We start from the raw sequence: 16,481 nt of genomic DNA, 5'->3' as shown, positions 1-16,481 counted from the left end.
TACTTATTATCCGATTTTATCGCCTAATTGTTTTATTTTTTACCTGCCCATACTTTAGCAAAAATAATCCATGAATGCCAGATTTATGCTGAAGAAGTGGCCACAGCTTATATCCACCATATTTCTCAATATAATCCTTTGAATTTAGATTATACCCCAGGGGATAGTAATAGGGGGAGGGGTGACTGCGATCGCGGCAGGATTATCCCCTTTCGACTACCCTTAACTCTATCATTAAAAGGTTTACCTATTGGTATTCAATTAGTCGGAAAACGTGGCGAAGACATGAAGCTTTAAAATAATCAATATTTTACCCTGTCCCTTGGATAATTTAAGTCAAAAATATGGGCCTGTCTAAAAAAGTAAGAATTGATACTAAAAAATACAAAAAAAATGATATGGTTTTAGCATTGATTCAACTTTAAATCTGAGCTTATGTCTGTACTTAACCAAAACATTAATAATTTTAGTAATCTTGAAAATTCAGATAATTTTTTAGAAAAAATAGAATCATATTTAAAAGAAGTTGTTGAACCTATTGCCTCAGATATTGATCAATCTCCTGATGCTTTAAAAACTGCATTACAAGGATTAATTGATCACTCATTACTATCGGTAAGAATTCCTAAGTATTGGGGAGGATTAGAATTAGAGACTGAAACTTTTTATCTTTTTCAGCAATTAATTTCTCGTTATTCTGGTGCATTAGCTTTTTTACAAGTTCAACATCAAGGGGCCGTTAGTGCTATTGTTTCCAGTCAAAATGAGCCATTAAAAAAACAGTATTTACCTCAAATTGTCCAAAATAAATTAGTTTGTGGTTTAGGGTTTTCTCAGCTACGACGCAAGGGAAAACCAATGATTATAGCAACCCCTATAAATGGGGGATATGAAATCAATGGAACTGTGCCTTGGCTCACTGGATTTAATTTTTTTGATGTTTTTTTGTTAGGAGCAACTCTTAATGATGGTCAAGAACTTAGAGCGATAGTACCCTTCACTAAATCTTGTCAGAATAGGGGAGGTAAAATCAATTTGAGTGACCCCATGAAGTTAGGCGCAATGCAATCAACAAATACAGTAAGTGCTACTTTTGACAATTGGTTTTTACCTTCAGAAAATATTGTTTCTATTACCGAAGTAAGGGCAATACATGAAAATGACAAAAAAATTGTTCTTTATCCTAGTTTTTTAGTATTAGGATGTGCTAAAGCCGGTCTTGATATTGTAGAAAAGATAGCTAAAATAAAGCAATTAGATTTTATTGAAGAAGGGTTTAATCATCTCAATGAAGAATTCAATTATTGTCAGGAAAAAATAAAAGCAGCCATAAAAATTGATTCCCGTTCTTTTGAGGATGATTTACAATTAAGAGTATGGGCAATTAATCTTGCTCAAAGATGTACGAAAGCGGCAGTAACTGTATCGAGTGGGGCTGCAAATTATTATGATCATCCTGCTCAAAGAGTTTATCGAGAAGCCTTAGTATTTACAGTTTTTGGTCAAACAAATGATATAATGAAAGCAACTTTAGAACAACTGATGTACAATTAAGATACTGTAATCATAGTTTTGAGTTATTGTTATTACTATGTATCAAACTGATGCCCTAAATTATCCCACAAAAGTCCTTCCAACCATGTATGATCTCCCTAGTGAGAATCCGGAGGAACCTGGTTTGCCTGACGAATTTCATGATTTCCAACCCCACCTACTAAGAAAAACATTTCATCCTGCTAATTATTCTCCTGATGAAGTGTTTATTGCCACCGATATGAACCTTTATTATGATGTGCGTCATACAGGTTGGTATAAACGTCCTGATTGGTTTGCTGTGGTAGGGGTTGATCGCCTTTATGAGCAACAGGATATGAGGTTAAGTTATGTGGTTTGGCAAGAAGGTGTTAACCCCTTTGTTGTGGTAGAATTACTATCACCAGGAACGGAAAAAGAAGACTTAGGACAAACCTTACGAAAAGCAGAGCAACCCCCGACAAAATGGGAAGTTTATGAGCATATTTTAAGAGTTCCTTATTATATTGTTTTTGATCGTTACACTGATAATTTAAAAGCTTTTCAGTTAACCGGAAGTCGATACCAAGAATTAGAATTAATTGAACCTCGAATCTGGATGGAAGATATTGGCTTAGGTTTAGGGCTTTGGCAAGGTCGTTATGAGGGGATTGAAAGGCTATGGTTACGCTGGTATGATGGAGATGGAAATTGGATTTCTACCCCCGAAGAAAGGACTGAAAAAGAAAAACTGAGGGCTGAAAAAGAAAGACAAAGGGCTGAAAAAGAAAAACTGAGGGCTGAAAAAGAAAGACAAAGGGCTGACAGATTAGCACAAAGATTACTTGATCTTGGTGTTGATTTAGAAGACAATGAGAATAGCGATCGCATCTAAATCCCCAAAAATATAACCTCTCTGAAAATTGTTCAACAAATATGATTCAAACCTCTCAACAAAATACATTAGAAGTCGGACAAAAAGCCTTTAAAAAATTTACCCATGGTTTAAAAACAGGAGAATGGGAACCTTTTTTAGAGATGTTAACGGATGATTTTACTTTCTGGTTTCCTGTGGGAGAATTTCATGGTTTAAATGTAGGTAAAGAGCGAGCAAAAGAATTCTTTGACTATGTTTCTAAGGCTTTTAATGAAGGACTAACTGTCACTTTAGACTCGATTACCAGCAACGAAAAAACTGTCATCTTTGAGTTTCGAGATGAGGGGCCAATGCGGGGACAGCCCTATAAAAATCGTGTTGCTGTCGCCTTTGATGTTTCTGATGACAAGATTTGTGCTTATAGAGAATATTTCGGTAGTGATGGTAAATCTAATTAATGGTACTTTAAAACCACCAAGGATCAGGGGCAGAATTAGTTTTCACCAAGAAAGCTTTTTTCCGTAGAAACCGTCTTAAGGCAGCCTCTCCCATACGGGAACCACCCAAACCAGAATATTTAAAAGAATTTTTTTCTCCCTCATGAATTAGAGCAGTTAGCCCCGCATCATTAACAGAAATAGCACCAGCATTTATCTGCTGAGCAACGGCTAAGGCTTCTTTTTCTTCTGCAAAAACTGCTGCACTTAGTCCATAAATTGTGTCGTTTGCCAAGTTAATCCCTTCTTCTACTGTTGAAAAAGCCATGACGGGCATAATAGGGCCAAATGTCTCCTCAGTCATCACTATCATCGAGTGGTTTACTTGAGTCAACACTGTGGGATGACACCACCATCCCCCATCTTTATTTTCTACTGTTCCGCCACAAAGGACAATCGCCCCTTTCTCTATTGCGTCTAGTAGATGTTCCCTAATAATTGCTGCTTGTCTCTCGGCGATTATTGGACCGATTTCACCACTTTCAACGGTGGGGTAAGCTAATTGTAAAGATTTAGCTTTGGCGACTAATTTGTTCACAAATGGTTCAAAAATAGATTCAGCAACGTAAATACGTTCCAGAGAAAGACATGACTGCCCTGTATTGACAATTGAACCCCACAAAATAGCTGATGTAGCTAAGTCTAAATTAGCCGATGGCAGAACGATCGCCGGATCTTTCCCTCCTAACTCCAAGAAAGCAGGAATAAAGCGTTTAGCTGCTGCTTCGGCGACTTTTCGCCCTGTTAATACACTACCTGTAAAGCACACCAGGTCTACATATTCGATTAAATTAGCCCCCGTTGCCCCTCCTCCCTCAACAAAGGTTAATACGTCCCGTAAATCAGGAACAGCATTAATTGCTGTTAGCAAGGGTGCAACAAAGCGCGAAGCAATCTCACTAGGTTTGATAATTACAGCACAACCGGCCAATAATGCAGGAATAGCATCAATTGTAGACAGTAATAGGGGAAAATTCCAAGGACTAATCACCCCCACCAGGGCATAAGGAGATGAGGTTTGTTGTAGTTGGATAAAGGGAATTGTGGTGGATTTTGTCGATTCTGACAACAACTCTGGGACTAACTGACACCAGCGATCAATACTAGAGAGAAATGAATCAATTTCCATGACCGAAATTGACAATCTTCCCGTATCATTGACCAAAGCTTCCGTCAGGCGATCGCGTTCAGATAATATAGCTTGTTTCCACTGCTGTAAGGCTGCAATGCGACCTTTTACACCCATTTTTAGCCAGTGTTTTTGCCCTTGACGCAAGCGGAGACATTGCTGTTCAAGCCAATTGCTGGAGGGTGGCACAATTGTATAGTCAAGTTTTCCCGTTCGGGGGTTGCGGACTTCTATGGGGTTAGTCATGGTTTATTGTTAAAATCTTATCGATGAGTTTAACCAACTTTTGTTTATTACTGAGGAATCTGTAGATGGTTGCTGAAAGCCAAAACTTTGATGCTCAACACTGGGTAAAGACGCGCTCATCTCTGGATCAAAACCAGTCAAGCTTTGTGGTTTGGACGGGAGCAATTTATGCTTGGGTTCCAGGTGGTAAGAGAAATCGCCTCTTTAAGATGATGGGAGTGAGTGTCAGCAGATGTATTCCGACAGAAGATGGTAGTTGGGATTTTACCTCTAGAGAGTTAACTTACTATCTTCACCCCGAAACAGGGGAAATTTTACGACAATGGGAAAATCCTTGGACTGGAGAGTCTCTCACCGTCATGCACGTGGCTAATAATCCAGTACAGGGTTGTTTTAAGGGTAAATTTCCCGCTCAGGTAAACGGAGACAGTACAACCTTCGTATTTGATATATTTTCTACTTATCCTAATCCTCTGGCCACAGAGCCAAAATTTGCTGATTACAGCCCAAATCCGATTTATCAGTCAGGGGAGTTATTTAAACTAACTGTTCCCACGAAAGAACTATTAAATCCTGAAATTCTTTCCGTTTCTAAACTACAGCTTTGTTGGGATCGGATCGGGCCCTGGGTTCCTTGGATGAAAATGGGCGATCGCCCAGGTCAATTGATTTATAGTGCTTATGGCGGCAAAGTCAATGATTTTACAGAATTACCATCACTGTTAAAGGATGAAATTAATAATCGCGTACCTTTATATAAAAATGCCCCACCATCTTGCTTAGATGTGGAAGATATGACCTCCTGGTTGTATTTTCAACAGAACTTTGATGCTTATTTAGCTGGTGAAACTTTTCCCCTACCACAACCAGAAGATGTCACTTAACCTTCTAACAATGTCCAAACATAACCATCTGGTGCAACAAATGACAAACTTTTCTCCCCAAACTCATTACTAACGATCTCTGTTATCTTTGGAGCTTGATTTGTGATCAGGCGATCGCTGTAAACTTCTAACCCAGTGACACGGTAGGTATATAAACAGATACCCAAACAACCTGGTTTGGCCTGCTCAAACTGCGACTCTAACTGTAGAGAATCGGGAAATCTGATGATGTAGAGTCTGCCAGAACGGGCGGCCGATAGGTCTGTTGTTGAAGATCGTGGGTCATCAAAGGCAGTGACAAAAAACTTTTCACCTGGTTGCAAATAAAAAATCTCTCGACCCGCTAAGGATGATTCATAGCTAGTTTCCACATCATCCCGTACCCGCAGCAAACCTAAAACTTCTTCATAAAATTTCAGGGTTTCTTTGCTATCATCCTGAATTACCAGACCCATGTGGGTAAATTGGCTGGTTTTAAAAGGGGCATTTTCGTTAATTTGTCCATAATGGGGCATAGTATAGCCAAACCGTTGAAAGAGAACTTGTCTCGTTAAGGGTTGTAATAGCAACATTTCTCGTACCCCAATGGCAGGATCAATAAAAGGACGGCTTTTCCTCTCTTTGTTATAGATAATTTCCCAATGAGGATTAGTATACTTAATCGGTAAACCGGCTTTGGCCGCTTCCTCAACCTGATTTAAGACATTCAAGCAATCCCCAGTTAAGCTTGTGGCCCAACGATTGCCTTTAACTTTCATCGACCCCATCCCCAAACCCTGATTATTAGGATTTTGCCAAACCATTAACCTGATCAAACCATGATCGGCATTTTGGTGATAGAGGCGAATCGAACTTAAAGCAGAATTTACCCCGTATAATTGTTGGGCCGCTGTTGCTGACAATTCACCCATTTGGCCAATACGATAGCCAAATTGTTCCCAATATTGAATAGCAGGGATTGGTTCTGTGACTCCAATACAGACCTCGTAGATGCCTTTAATAGAAGTTGATGGTTGTTGAGTCATTTTAGTTAGATCATGGCATAATCGAATTCATTGTAACTATACTTGATTACCCCTGTGAATGTTAGAGAAACGAATCAAATCGACTCTTTTCGAGCCTTAGCACTTCAGGTAACTTGTTCTGCTGTTAATCAGGCAAGCGATCGCTCTGAAGCAGCTTCTTTAATGCAAAAGTCCATCAATCGCTTGGCATCACAAATTGCGGCTAGTATTGCTTTTATTGGCTCTGATTGTCGTTTAATCGTGCTGCCAGAATATTTCCTGACAGGTTTTCCTTTGGGAGAATCTCTAGCTTTTTGGGCAGAAAAAGCTGCCTTAGACATGGCGGGTGCTGAGTATGAAGCACTTGGTAAAATTGCTCAAAAACATAACATCTTTTTGGCGGGTAATGCCTATGAACTTGATCCTAACTTTCCGGGTTTATACTTCCAAACTTGCTTTGTGATCGCCCCCAATGGGTCAATTGTGTTGCGCTATAGAAGGTTAAATTCTATGTTTGCTCCCACACCTCATGATGTCTGGGATCGTTATTTGGACTGTTACGGGTTAGAGGGGGTTTTTCCCGTTGCTAAAACAGAAATTGGTAATTTAGCTGCGATCGCCTCGGAGGAGATTTTATATCCAGAAATAGCTAGATCTCTTGCTCTGCGGGGTGCGGAGATTTTTTTGCACTCTACCTCAGAAGTTTATGGTAAAGAGCGATCGCCGAAAGAGGCGGCTAAGATTAGCCGTGCGGTAGAAAATATGGCTTACTTAGTTTCAGCTAATACAGCAGGGATCATCAATACTCCTATTCCCTCTGCTTCTGTTGATGGTGGCTCGAAAATTCTTGATTATCGGGGCATTGTTTTGGCTGAAACAGCTACAGGGGAAAGCATGGCAGCCTTTGCAGAAATTGATTTAACTGCGTTACGTCGTTACCGTCGCCGGCCAGGGTTAAATAATTTACTATCGCGCCAAAGATTAGAACTCTATACAGAAAGTTACAGTAAGTCGCATTTTTATCCGGCCAATACTATGCTAGAGCAAGAAGTAGACCGTCAACACTTCTTACACACACAGCAATCTGTGATCGAACGTTTAGCTGCTTTGGGAATCATTTGAGAAAAAATCCCTCAATTCTCTGAGCAAAAGATTTTCAACTTAGAATCAAATCAGAAATAAAACTATCAAAAGATTATTCAACGTAATGTCAACAAGAAAAATCTAGAACCAGCTATCAGTATTCATCGTGGCAGTCGCACTACACAGTGTCTTGACATCCTCACGCGCCCTAAAAGGGCGGTGATTCCCAAACCTCACGATTTAGGCTTCGGCCGTGAGCTCAGCCGAACGGTTTCTGCTTCTTAGCACCTGCCTTCACAGATTTTCTCTGTTCGGGTCTTATGGTCGCTCCACAGACTGACACCGCAAGCCCTGCGGCCAAAATATTTTTACTTGCGTTAATGTCACGGTCATGGTTCATCCCACACTTGGGACATTCCCATTCACGAATCTTTAACGGCAATTTATCTATTGTGTTACCACAATTTCCACAGCGTTTACTACTAGGGAAAAATCGGTCAATCTTAATTAATTCCTTCCCGTACCATTGACATTTATACTCTAATTGTCGATTAAATTCTCCCCAACTAGCGTCACTAATTGACCGCGCTAATTTACGGTTTTTAACCATATTCCTAATGGCTAAATCCTCAATAGCAATTAAGTCATTTTCTCGGACAAGTTTAGTCGTTAGTTTATGCAGAAAATCGGTACGAGAATCTTTGATTTGAGCGTGAATTTTAGCTACTTGAAGACGTGCTTTATCTCGGTTATTTGAGCCTTTGGTTTTCCGACTCAAAGCCTTTTGCACTTTCCTCAATTTCTTGTAAAGACGGTTAAAATGCCTGGGGTTTGTTACCTTTTCCCCATCGCTAGTGGTAATTAAACTGGTTATACCAGCATCAATTCCAACTTTTTTACCTGTTTTGGGTAATGGTTGAACCGTTGGGTCATTAACCAATATTGAGACAAACCAACGACCTGATGGGTCAAGCTTAACTGTTACTCTTGAGGGTTTACAATCATTAGGGATGTAACGACTCCAAACAATATTAAGTGGCTCTTTACACTTGGCTAACCAAAGCTGTCCATCCCTCCATTTAAAAGCAGAACGAGTAAACTCAGCATTTCCCCCATTACGCTTTTTCTTGAAGTTAGGATATTTAGCTCGTTTGGCCCAAAAATTAGTGAATGCGGTGTTAAGATGTCTCAATGTTTGCTGTAATGGTACACAGCTAACTTCGTTAAGGAAATCTAAGTCTTCTTGCTTTTTCCACTCGGTTAACGAGCTTGAAGTTTCAGGATAGCCTATTCGTTCTTGCCTTTCATACCAACCTGCGGTACGTGCCGCCAAAGCCTTGTTGTAGACTAATCGAACACACCCCATGGTCCGTCGCAAGAGGTTTTCTTGCTCGGTGGTTGGGTAAAAGCGAAATCGATAGGCACGTTCTGTCATGTTTCACATGGTAGCACTTTTTTTGTAATTGCGCTACCATCAAAATATAAAGCCGTCCTAAAGAGACGGGGTTTCTACCCAAATTTTCGATGAGGTGGATATTCTGGGAAATTGCAAAATTATTTATTCTCCCGGAAAGCCCAAAAACTGTGGTGCTAGAGTTTGGTTAGAAGTAGACCCATCGGTAGAAGTGATTGGAAAAGTATTTGCCACTGCTTGAGCTAAAACCTAACAACAACTTTGCCACAATTTTGCCCATCTAACAGGTATTTAACCGCGTTAGGAATGGATTCTATGCCGTTAAACTGAGTGGGATCGACTGCAACTTTGAGTTGGCCAGAATAAAAAAGGTTTAGTAAGCGATCGCGTGCTTCGGCAGCATATTCTTGATAGAGAGGCATCAGAAAACCGCGCACAGAAGCAGCTTTCCAAAATAGTTGATGATAGAGCCGAGGTTGTGTAACTTCTTCTCTAATTTTGCCATATTCAGCAATAAAACCAACCACGACTAAACGCCCTCCTATTGCTAAGTTGGCGACACAAGTATCAAAAATTTGTTTACCAACACAATCAAATACTAAGTTAATGCCTTTGGGATATTCAGTTTTGAGGATTTGATCGAGGTTTTCGGTACGATAGTTAATAATGCGATCGCAGCCTAATTTTTTCAGCAATTCTGCTTTTTGTTGAGAGCCACAAGTCCCAATGACATGATTACCTGCTAATTTAGCTAACTGTACCGCAATATGACCAGTTCCTCCAGCCGCGGCCGTCACTAAAACCACTTCATTTGTTGTCATTTCTCCCACCTTTTCTAATGCTACTAAAGCGGATATTCCTGTCGGCATTAGGGTTAATACTTCTGGGGTTGCCTGACGAACTTTAATAGCAAGGTTGCCATTAATAGTTTGATATTCTCGATAACCACCTCCTCTTATGGTGGTGACGACTGCATCACCAATGTGAAAATCTGAGATTTCATGGCCCACCCCTACAACTTCACCAACAGCTTCTACACCTAAATCAAAAGGGGGAGTTAAATTAACATAAGGAACTTTACCTTGACAAAGTAAGGTATCAAAACCACTGTTAATTCCGGCAAATTTATTTTTAATTAAAATTTGATTAGGGGCGGGTTGTCGCAGGGGAAGTTCAACAATTTCAATAGCAGATTTAAAATCTTGGTTAAATTGTTTTGCTATTAATTTTCTGTAGGTTTTTTGGTATTTTTCCAATGTTTAAATTCACCTCAAAAATTATAAAGATTTCCAGTTTTAGGGAATAGGGAATAAATTAGATTGTAGCTTATTATTTCGAGAAATACCATAAGCAAGAGCAGTAAGTGCCTAACTCAAATTAATTACATAGTCTTTACCTACTTTGAGAGAAGAGAGTTAGAATGATAGGGCTGTTCATCTTCAGGAGAAATCATGAAAAGTTACAATGAATACTTTTTAGATCCAAAACAGTTTACTTTCCTCAAGAGCTTTCAAGAAAATTGGCAGGTAATTCGAGACGAATTTACTAATTTCATGAATGAGGCATCTGATGAAGAGTTAAAATTTACTAATGAGGTAATGAGTCCCAAAAGTAAAACTATTAAAACTAAAGACAAGGCTAAATATACTGCTTTTGGTATCTTATTTCAAGGGTTATTTCTTGAAGAATATATCCAAAAACATCACATACTATATCCTGATTATGGTTCATCTGTAACGGAAAAAGTATGGGCATTACAAGAAAAATATTTTTCTAATTTAACTGAACTGATTAAACAAGTTAATTTGAGTTATGATCACATATTGAGAAATGTTTATTTTGGTATTTTTCATCCAGGTTTAGACATTAAACTTCATGTTAATTATAACCCTCACATCAATCGAGGTTATCTAGGATTAATTGTGCCGCAAGGAGATGTAGCTATGAAAATATGCCATGATAAATATTATTGGTATGAAGGTGAATTTATGGTTTTAGATCATAGTTATCCCCATTCTCCCCATAATTACACCGATAAGGATAGGGTAGTGTTAGTGATTGATTTCTTTAAAACCAATAAACCGAGGGAAGAAGTTGAGGAATTTGAGCAGAATTTAGTAACAGAAAGAATGAGAGATAATCCCTACAGTTTGGGGATTTTTGGTCAAAGCGATCGCGCTCAAGAAGAAGATTTCATTAAGTACGGTTTAGCACATCAATTAGAATGGGACAAAACCCTAACTACACCTCTTTAATTACTGAAGAATTGGATCTAAATGAGAGGTAATCATCAAAGCACCTCCATTAACATTAATGACTTGACCATTGACAAAACCGCTAACATCTGAGGCAAGATACAGACAAGTTTCTGCGATGTCTTGGGAAGAACCAAGACGACGGACAGGGATTATTTTTTTCATAATTTCGTATTTAGCGTCTAAATTGGGATAATCCTGAGCAATACGGTTCGTATCAATAGTCCCCGGACTGACGGTGTTGGCAGTAATTCCGTAGGGGCCTAATTCAGTGGCTAACGCTTTGGCCAAAGCATCTAGCCCCCCTTTACAAGTCACGTTATGAGCGCGATGGGATGCCCCGATAGAGCCGTCATAACCAGAAATATGAATAATTCGTCCCCATCCTCTAACTTTCATCCCAGGAATAGTAGATTTAGCGAGGTAGAATGCAGAATTGAGATTGGTGTTAATCACTCGATGCCAATCTTCAAGGGAGATATCGGTAAAGTCTTGTCTTTTTCTCAGGGAGACATTCGAGACAGCAATATCAACCGCACCAAACTTTTCGATAGCAAGATCAACCATCTTTTGTACTGCATCAGGATTACTCACATCGGCCATGACTGCTATGGCTTGACCCCCTAAATCCCGTGCTTCCTGAGCCACTTTTTCAATCGCGTCCTGATTACTATGACCATTAATCACCACATTAGCACCCGATGAGGCAAATAATAAAGCGATCGCTCTCCCAATATTTTGACCTGAACCCGTAATGATTGCTGTGCGACCTTGCAATGCTTGATTTCGATCTTTCATTATTGAATCTGATTTCTAAGACTTGCATAATTGTACAATAATACTATTAGCAATTCTCAAGCTACGGGAATAGATCCAAGTTATTTTCTTTAGGTTAGTAGATTCTTAAGCGTGTTAAACTCCTCAAAATTATCACAGATTACCACAATCATCGCCCCAATAAGTTTAGGGATTTTAGTCGGCTTTTTATTTGACTGGATGAACTTTCCTGTGGGTTGGTTACTCGGCCCGATGATTGCTGGAATTATCTATTCCATTGTACAAGGGAAACCCCAATCATTACCGCCAGGAATTATGATGATTGGCAAAGCAATTATTGGTATTTCCACAGCCTTTCGCTTTTCTCCAGAAACCATCAATATTGTTACTATTTATGCTATTCCTCTAGCGGGTTGTATTCTAATAACTGCGGCATTAAGTATGTTTAAAGGCTATCTATTATCTCTCTGGACTGATATTAGTCGTCCTACAGGTTTTCTCGCATCTATTCCAGGTACTGCTTCTGCTATTGTTGCTATGAGTGAAGAATTGGGTGCTGATCCCATTACAGTTGCTATCCTCCAGTATTTACGACTGTTATTAGTTGTCTTTATTATCCCCACTGTTACTATTTTCATGTTTCCCTCTATTGATCAGACTCAAACCACATCCTTGTTGTTAATATCAGCTAAAACAAGTCTACCCATTTTCTGGAATTTATTGTTAATAGCAGGGGTCTGTTTTTTAGGGATTTGGGGTGGTAATTTATTGCGTTTGCCTTCCTCTGCTTTTTTAGGTAGCTTTCTTGTTGGGTTAACTACATTGTGGGCAATGCCATATCAATTACAAGTTCCCTCATGGTTATTTTCGATTGGACTGTTGTTAGTCGGAATTTTTATTGGGGTTCAGTTTGATTGGGAAAATGCCCGTAAATTGTGGAAAGCTATTTTAATTGAGATAGTATTGGTTATCGGTTTAATTATAGGTTGCTTTATAGTAGGCTATGAGTTTCATAATTTAACTGGGGTAGATTTAATTACCTCTCTATTAAGTTTTACTCCAGGGGGTTTAGAAGCAATGATTGCAACGGTTAATGAATTAGGAGGTGATGCGGGTTTAGTCTTAGCTATTCAACTGACTCGAATGTTACTAATTATCTTAATTGGGCCCGGATTAACAACTATGATTGTTAAGAGAATAAAACTAAAAAATGTCATAAGTACCTAAACAAAATTAATTGTAGGGTGGGCAATACCCACCAAAAGGCTAAAACTCTTATCGTACCAAATCCGTTTATCAAAATAGATTAACGCAGAGACGTTGCAGGCAACGTCTCTACTGGGTTTTATCCAATTAATTATGATCATCTAAAATTAAGATACCATAGGATATTGATTCTCATTTTGAGGTTTCCTGTGTCTGAAGCTCCTATATTAGATAAAATTATTAAAAATGTGCGGGTAGTTCGTCCCCATCAGCATACAGTCGAATTACTTGATTTGGGCATAAAAGATGATAAATTTGTCCAAATAGCTCCTAATATTAGCCCAGAAACAGGAAAAGAGATCTTTGATGCTCAAAATTTGCTAGGATTTCCTGGGATAGTGGATGCCCATATGCACATCGGTATCTATCAACCTTTAGATCAAGATGCTGTAACGGAAAGCAAAGCGGCAGCAATGGGAGGGGTAACTACTAGCCTAAATTATATCCGCACAGGGCAATATTATCTTAATAAAGGTGGTTCTTACCGAGATTTTTTCCCAGAAGTCTTAGCACTATCTCAAGGGAATTTTTTTGTTGATTATGGCTATCATATTGCCCCCATCAGCGCGACTCATATTGATGAAATGCAAATGCTATTTGAAGATTATGGCATTGGTTCATTTAAAATATTTATGTTTTATGGTGGCTATGGTTTACATGGAATGTCGGATCAACAAAACCTCTTTTTGATGATTAATAAAGAGGAAAGATATGATTTTGCTCATTTTGAATTCATTATGCGCGGTTTAACTAAGCTAAGAGAATTATATCCCCAAGCAAGCGATCGCCTGAGTCTTAGTCTTCATTGCGAAGTAGCAGAAATCCTCAACGCCTATACAAAAATAGTTCAACAAGATACTACTTTAACGGGTTTAAAAGCTTATAGTGCAGCCCGTCCCCCCCATTCTGAAGGTTTAGCCATTTGTATTGCTTCCTACTTAGCTTATGAAACTAATTGTCTTAATATTAATCTATTGCACCTCAGTTCTCGCAAAGCAGTAGAAGCAGCTTTGATGATGCAAACCATCTTTCCTCATATTAATTTCCGACGAGAGGTAACGGTGGGACATCTTTTGTTAGATGTGGATACTCCTACAGGAAAATGGGCCAAAGTTAACCCTCCCATTCGTCCCCGTGCTGATGTTGAATATTTGTGGCAAGCTGTACTTAATGGCCAAATAAATTGGATTGTTAGTGATCATGCCTGTTGTTCGGCTGAAAAGAAAGCTAGTCTGAAAGATCCTAATAATATTTGGTTGGCTAAATCGGGTTTTGGTGGCACAGAATATTTGCTTTCTGCTGTGTTTAGTGAAGGCAATAAACGAGGAATGTCCTATAATCAGATGGCTGAGTTATTAAGCTGGAATCCGGCCCAAAGATTTGGGTTAGACTCTAAGGGTGATATTGCTGTTGGTTATGATGCTGATTTGGTATTATTAGACCCCAATGAAAGCTTTATGGTTCGTGCCTCAGAATCAGAGTCACAACAAGGTTATACACCCTTTGAAGGCATGGAGTTAACTGGACGGGTTAAAAGTACCTTTTTGCGTGGAAATCTTATATATAATAATGGACAGGTTTTAGGTTCACCGAAAGGACAATATTTAAACCGTAGATCACAATAGATAAAAATGAAACAAAAGATTAAACGGGCTTTTTTGGATACAGAAGATGGACAGATTCTTTATCGCATTGGTGGGGAGGGTGATCCTCTGCTTTTGCTGCACATGAACCCCCGTAGTAGTGATGAATATCGTGAGTTGATGCCTCTTTTGGTTAAGAATAGACGGGTCATAGCAATGGATTTGATGGGCTTTGGTGATTCTGATAAGCCCCCCAGAATGTACACCATAGCTGACTATGCTAAAACTGTGATCGCACTTTTGGATGAGTTAGGCATCAAAAAAACCAGTATTTTTGGCAATCATACAGGTGCTTTTGTGGCGGGAGAGGTAGCAGTTGCCTATAGCGATCGCATCGAAAAACTCATTTTAGGTAATGTAGCTGGTTTCGGTGAAGGAGGACAAGCAGAGTTATTGAGAAGATTTGATGAAGGTTTTAAAATTAAAGAAGATGGCTCTCACCTCATGGAAAGATGGTTAGCCCGTTCTCGATATGTAGGGTCTGCTGAATTAAATCACCGTTGGGTTTTAGATGATTTAAAATGTTTTGGTCATCCTTTATACGCAGTTTGGGCTGTCGGTAATTACTGTTTAGATGCACCTGAAAGATTTCGTTCTATCCATTGTCCAACTCTGATTATTTGGGGCATGGATGATATGAAAGAATTTGAAAGACAGAGTTTAGCGAAAGTTAAGGATCGCTATTTTCTTTCTCAATCTATTCCTCACGGCAAAGTCGTTGAATTTGAAGAAGGAACTATTTGTATGATGAATCAGATACCTGAACAAGTAGGGACGGTAGTAATCGACTTTTTAAACAATTAAGAATAGTTCGGCCTTTAATTTTCTAAGATTGCTGTACACTTAATCTCTACGATTAATCCAGGTGTAGATAAAGCCGTTACACCTACCCCTGTCCAAGTAGGGAATTTGTTAGTGAAATAGAGATCTTTTACTTTGATAAACAAGGGCAGATGTGGAATAGTAAACTGTTGTTGTTCTGAATCATGAGACTTGCTAAGATTTGCCCCTGTCACATGATAAGTAATCATTTCTACCACATCATCAAAAGTAGCTCCTGCTGCTTCCAGTACCTTTTTGACATTCTCGAAAGTCTGGATAAATTGGGCTTCCGTTTCTTCTACTACCTGTAAATTTTCATCCCGTCCCACCTGTCCTGAAATGTACAATGTATTACCTACCTTAATACCAGGAGAGTAATGGTACTTTTCATACAATATTTCCATTCCTTTGGGAATAATAACTTCGCGTTTATTAGCCATCGTTGATCTTGTTTATATTCTCTAATTGGTAATGATAAATTAAATTGATCTCATTCTTTCCTCTTGAATTAGAGTGCGTTGGTAAATTTTATTATCTTTAAACCAATGCCAAGTACGAGCGCGATGATTATTACAGGGGCTAATTTGAATCATTTCATATAAATAGGCTCCCGTTATTCCTTTATAAGAAAACCACAAAATAACTGTAGAATCATCCACTTCCCAAGCTTTGCCATCAATTCGTTCTGTGTCAAACCATAATATTTTATCTCGATAAGTTCCAGGAAATTTATGTTCTTCATATCTACCATCAGACCAAGTATAACGATTAGTTTGGTAATAGGGAAAAGAACCATCTGTTGGAAATTCACAGCTTAAGTGAGATTGATGGCGATCGAGGATTTTTCCTTCTAGATCAACTAATGTATATGTACCGCCCCAATCACCTTCATGACGGACTAAAACGGGCATTTCTTCTCGGATGGAAGTCATGATAACACTCCTAAGTATTTATGGTATTTTAGCAAGAATTATCGGAAAATTGGGTTTAAAACCCCGCCGTTTTAGGGCGGCTTTATATTAAGTTTTGTGTATTTTACTAACTAAAATAAATTAATTTGTTTTACCATGTT

The 16,481-nt window shown here is 38.8% G+C and carries 17 protein-coding genes; 10 read left to right on the top strand and 7 right to left on the bottom strand.

The window, feature by feature from the left end; genetic code table 11:
- The first annotated feature begins 27 nt into the window (after positions 1-27).
- From VB691_RS09685 to VB691_RS09670, 4 genes are all read left to right on the top strand, one after another.
- Positions 28-297, top strand: coding sequence for a hypothetical protein (locus VB691_RS09685; protein WP_323291285.1), 270 nt, complete (start codon positions 28-30; stop codon positions 295-297).
- Between the two features lie 138 nt (positions 298-435).
- Positions 436-1,554 carry an acyl-CoA dehydrogenase family protein gene (locus VB691_RS09680; RefSeq protein WP_323291284.1) on the top strand — a complete coding sequence of 373 codons (1,119 nt, stop codon included), beginning with the start codon at positions 436-438 and terminating at the stop codon, positions 1,552-1,554.
- Between the two features lie 37 nt (positions 1,555-1,591).
- Positions 1,592-2,407 carry a Uma2 family endonuclease gene (locus VB691_RS09675; protein ID WP_323291283.1) on the top strand — a complete coding sequence of 272 codons (816 nt, stop codon included), beginning with the start codon at positions 1,592-1,594 and terminating at the stop codon, positions 2,405-2,407.
- 41 nt (positions 2,408-2,448) lie between these two features.
- Positions 2,449-2,847: a nuclear transport factor 2 family protein gene (locus VB691_RS09670; protein WP_323291282.1), complete on the top strand. Its 399-nt coding sequence runs from the start codon at positions 2,449-2,451 to the stop codon at positions 2,845-2,847.
- Between the two features lie 7 nt (positions 2,848-2,854).
- Here VB691_RS09670 and VB691_RS09665 read toward each other — a convergent pair whose 3' ends face one another.
- On the bottom strand, positions 2,855-4,261 hold the full coding sequence (locus tag VB691_RS09665) for an aldehyde dehydrogenase family protein (protein ID WP_323291281.1): 1,407 nt from the start codon (positions 4,259-4,261) through the stop codon (positions 2,855-2,857).
- Between the two features lie 65 nt (positions 4,262-4,326).
- On the opposite strand from VB691_RS09665, the gene VB691_RS09660 reads away from it, so the two are divergent.
- Positions 4,327-5,145 carry a DUF1838 domain-containing protein gene (locus VB691_RS09660; protein WP_323291280.1) on the top strand — a complete coding sequence of 273 codons (819 nt, stop codon included), beginning with the start codon at positions 4,327-4,329 and terminating at the stop codon, positions 5,143-5,145.
- On the opposite strand, the gene VB691_RS09655 is transcribed toward VB691_RS09660, so the two are convergent.
- Positions 5,142-6,170 carry a VOC family protein gene (locus VB691_RS09655; RefSeq protein WP_323291279.1) on the bottom strand — a complete coding sequence of 343 codons (1,029 nt, stop codon included), beginning with the start codon at positions 6,168-6,170 and terminating at the stop codon, positions 5,142-5,144. The genes VB691_RS09660 and VB691_RS09655 overlap by 4 nt on opposite strands.
- A gap of 54 nt (positions 6,171-6,224) precedes the next feature.
- Here VB691_RS09655 and VB691_RS09650 point away from each other — a divergent pair, with 54 nt between their 5' ends.
- On the top strand, positions 6,225-7,271 hold the full coding sequence (locus VB691_RS09650; protein ID WP_323291278.1) for a nitrilase-related carbon-nitrogen hydrolase: 1,047 nt from the start codon (positions 6,225-6,227) through the stop codon (positions 7,269-7,271).
- Positions 7,272-7,491: 220 nt separating this feature from the next.
- On the opposite strand, the gene VB691_RS09645 is transcribed toward VB691_RS09650, so the two are convergent.
- Entirely contained in the window at positions 7,492-8,667 is a 1,176-nt protein-coding gene (locus VB691_RS09645) for an RNA-guided endonuclease TnpB family protein (protein WP_323291277.1), read from the bottom strand.
- 221 nt (positions 8,668-8,888) lie between these two features.
- On the bottom strand, positions 8,889-9,902 hold the full coding sequence (locus VB691_RS09640) for a zinc-binding dehydrogenase (RefSeq protein ID WP_323291276.1): 1,014 nt from the start codon (positions 9,900-9,902) through the stop codon (positions 8,889-8,891).
- A gap of 195 nt (positions 9,903-10,097) precedes the next feature.
- Here VB691_RS09640 and VB691_RS09635 point away from each other — a divergent pair, with 195 nt between their 5' ends.
- Positions 10,098-10,901 carry an aspartyl/asparaginyl beta-hydroxylase domain-containing protein gene (locus VB691_RS09635; RefSeq protein WP_323291275.1) on the top strand — a complete coding sequence of 268 codons (804 nt, stop codon included), beginning with the start codon at positions 10,098-10,100 and terminating at the stop codon, positions 10,899-10,901.
- Here VB691_RS09635 and VB691_RS09630 read toward each other — a convergent pair whose 3' ends face one another.
- Complete coding sequence (locus tag VB691_RS09630) at positions 10,902-11,699, bottom strand: 3-oxoacyl-ACP reductase family protein (RefSeq protein ID WP_323291274.1); 798 nt, start codon at positions 11,697-11,699, stop codon at positions 10,902-10,904.
- Between the two features lie 111 nt (positions 11,700-11,810).
- On the opposite strand from VB691_RS09630, the gene VB691_RS09625 reads away from it, so the two are divergent.
- The 3 genes from VB691_RS09625 to VB691_RS09615 all read left to right on the top strand — a co-directional run bounded on the left by VB691_RS09625 (position 11,811) and on the right by VB691_RS09615 (position 15,391).
- Entirely contained in the window at positions 11,811-12,905 is a 1,095-nt protein-coding gene (locus VB691_RS09625) for an AbrB family transcriptional regulator (protein ID WP_323291273.1), read from the top strand.
- Positions 12,906-13,093: 188 nt separating this feature from the next.
- Complete coding sequence (locus VB691_RS09620) at positions 13,094-14,569, top strand: dihydroorotase (protein WP_323291272.1); 1,476 nt, start codon at positions 13,094-13,096, stop codon at positions 14,567-14,569.
- Positions 14,570-14,575: 6 nt separating this feature from the next.
- Positions 14,576-15,391, top strand: a complete 816-nt coding sequence (locus tag VB691_RS09615; RefSeq protein WP_323291271.1) for an alpha/beta hydrolase — start codon at positions 14,576-14,578, stop codon at positions 15,389-15,391.
- Positions 15,392-15,405: 14 nt separating this feature from the next.
- Here the strand turns inward: VB691_RS09615 and VB691_RS09610 are convergent, their stop codons facing one another.
- Positions 15,406-15,849: a RidA family protein gene (locus VB691_RS09610; protein WP_323291270.1), complete on the bottom strand. Its 444-nt coding sequence runs from the start codon at positions 15,847-15,849 to the stop codon at positions 15,406-15,408.
- Between the two features lie 39 nt (positions 15,850-15,888).
- Positions 15,889-16,341, bottom strand: coding sequence for a DUF3598 family protein (locus tag VB691_RS09605; RefSeq protein ID WP_323291269.1), 453 nt, complete (start codon positions 16,339-16,341; stop codon positions 15,889-15,891).
- Between the last annotated feature and the right edge of the window lie 140 nt (positions 16,342-16,481).

Origin of the sequence: Crocosphaera sp. XPORK-15E (genome assembly GCF_034931425.1) — a bacterium.
Lineage (GTDB): Bacteria > Cyanobacteriota > Cyanobacteriia > Cyanobacteriales > Microcystaceae > UHCC-0190.
The sequence above is the reverse complement of the archived record's forward strand: the minus strand, read 5'-3'. Positions and strand labels throughout refer to the sequence as shown.

Excerpts from the sequence above, each read along its gene's own strand:
- VB691_RS09670 (WP_323291282.1), top strand. The coding sequence starts at position 2,449 with ATGATTCAAACCTCTCAACAAAATACATTAGAAGTCGGACAAAAAGCC.
- VB691_RS09660 (WP_323291280.1), top strand. The coding sequence starts at position 4,327 with ATGGTTGCTGAAAGCCAAAACTTTGATGCTCAACACTGGGTAAAGACG.
- VB691_RS09630 (WP_323291274.1), bottom strand. The coding sequence starts at position 11,699 with ATGAAAGATCGAAATCAAGCATTGCAAGGTCGCACAGCAATCATTACG.
- VB691_RS09645 (WP_323291277.1), bottom strand. The coding sequence starts at position 8,667 with ATGACAGAACGTGCCTATCGATTTCGCTTTTACCCAACCACCGAGCAA.
- VB691_RS09610 (WP_323291270.1), bottom strand. The coding sequence starts at position 15,849 with ATGGCTAATAAACGCGAAGTTATTATTCCCAAAGGAATGGAAATATTG.
- VB691_RS09665 (WP_323291281.1), bottom strand. The coding sequence starts at position 4,261 with ATGACTAACCCCATAGAAGTCCGCAACCCCCGAACGGGAAAACTTGAC.
- VB691_RS09635 (WP_323291275.1), top strand. The coding sequence starts at position 10,098 with ATGAAAAGTTACAATGAATACTTTTTAGATCCAAAACAGTTTACTTTC.
- VB691_RS09675 (WP_323291283.1), top strand. The coding sequence starts at position 1,592 with ATGTATCAAACTGATGCCCTAAATTATCCCACAAAAGTCCTTCCAACC.
- VB691_RS09680 (WP_323291284.1), top strand. The coding sequence starts at position 436 with ATGTCTGTACTTAACCAAAACATTAATAATTTTAGTAATCTTGAAAAT.
- VB691_RS09615 (WP_323291271.1), top strand. The coding sequence starts at position 14,576 with ATGAAACAAAAGATTAAACGGGCTTTTTTGGATACAGAAGATGGACAG.
- VB691_RS09655 (WP_323291279.1), bottom strand. The coding sequence starts at position 6,170 with ATGACTCAACAACCATCAACTTCTATTAAAGGCATCTACGAGGTCTGT.
- VB691_RS09605 (WP_323291269.1), bottom strand. The coding sequence starts at position 16,341 with ATGACTTCCATCCGAGAAGAAATGCCCGTTTTAGTCCGTCATGAAGGT.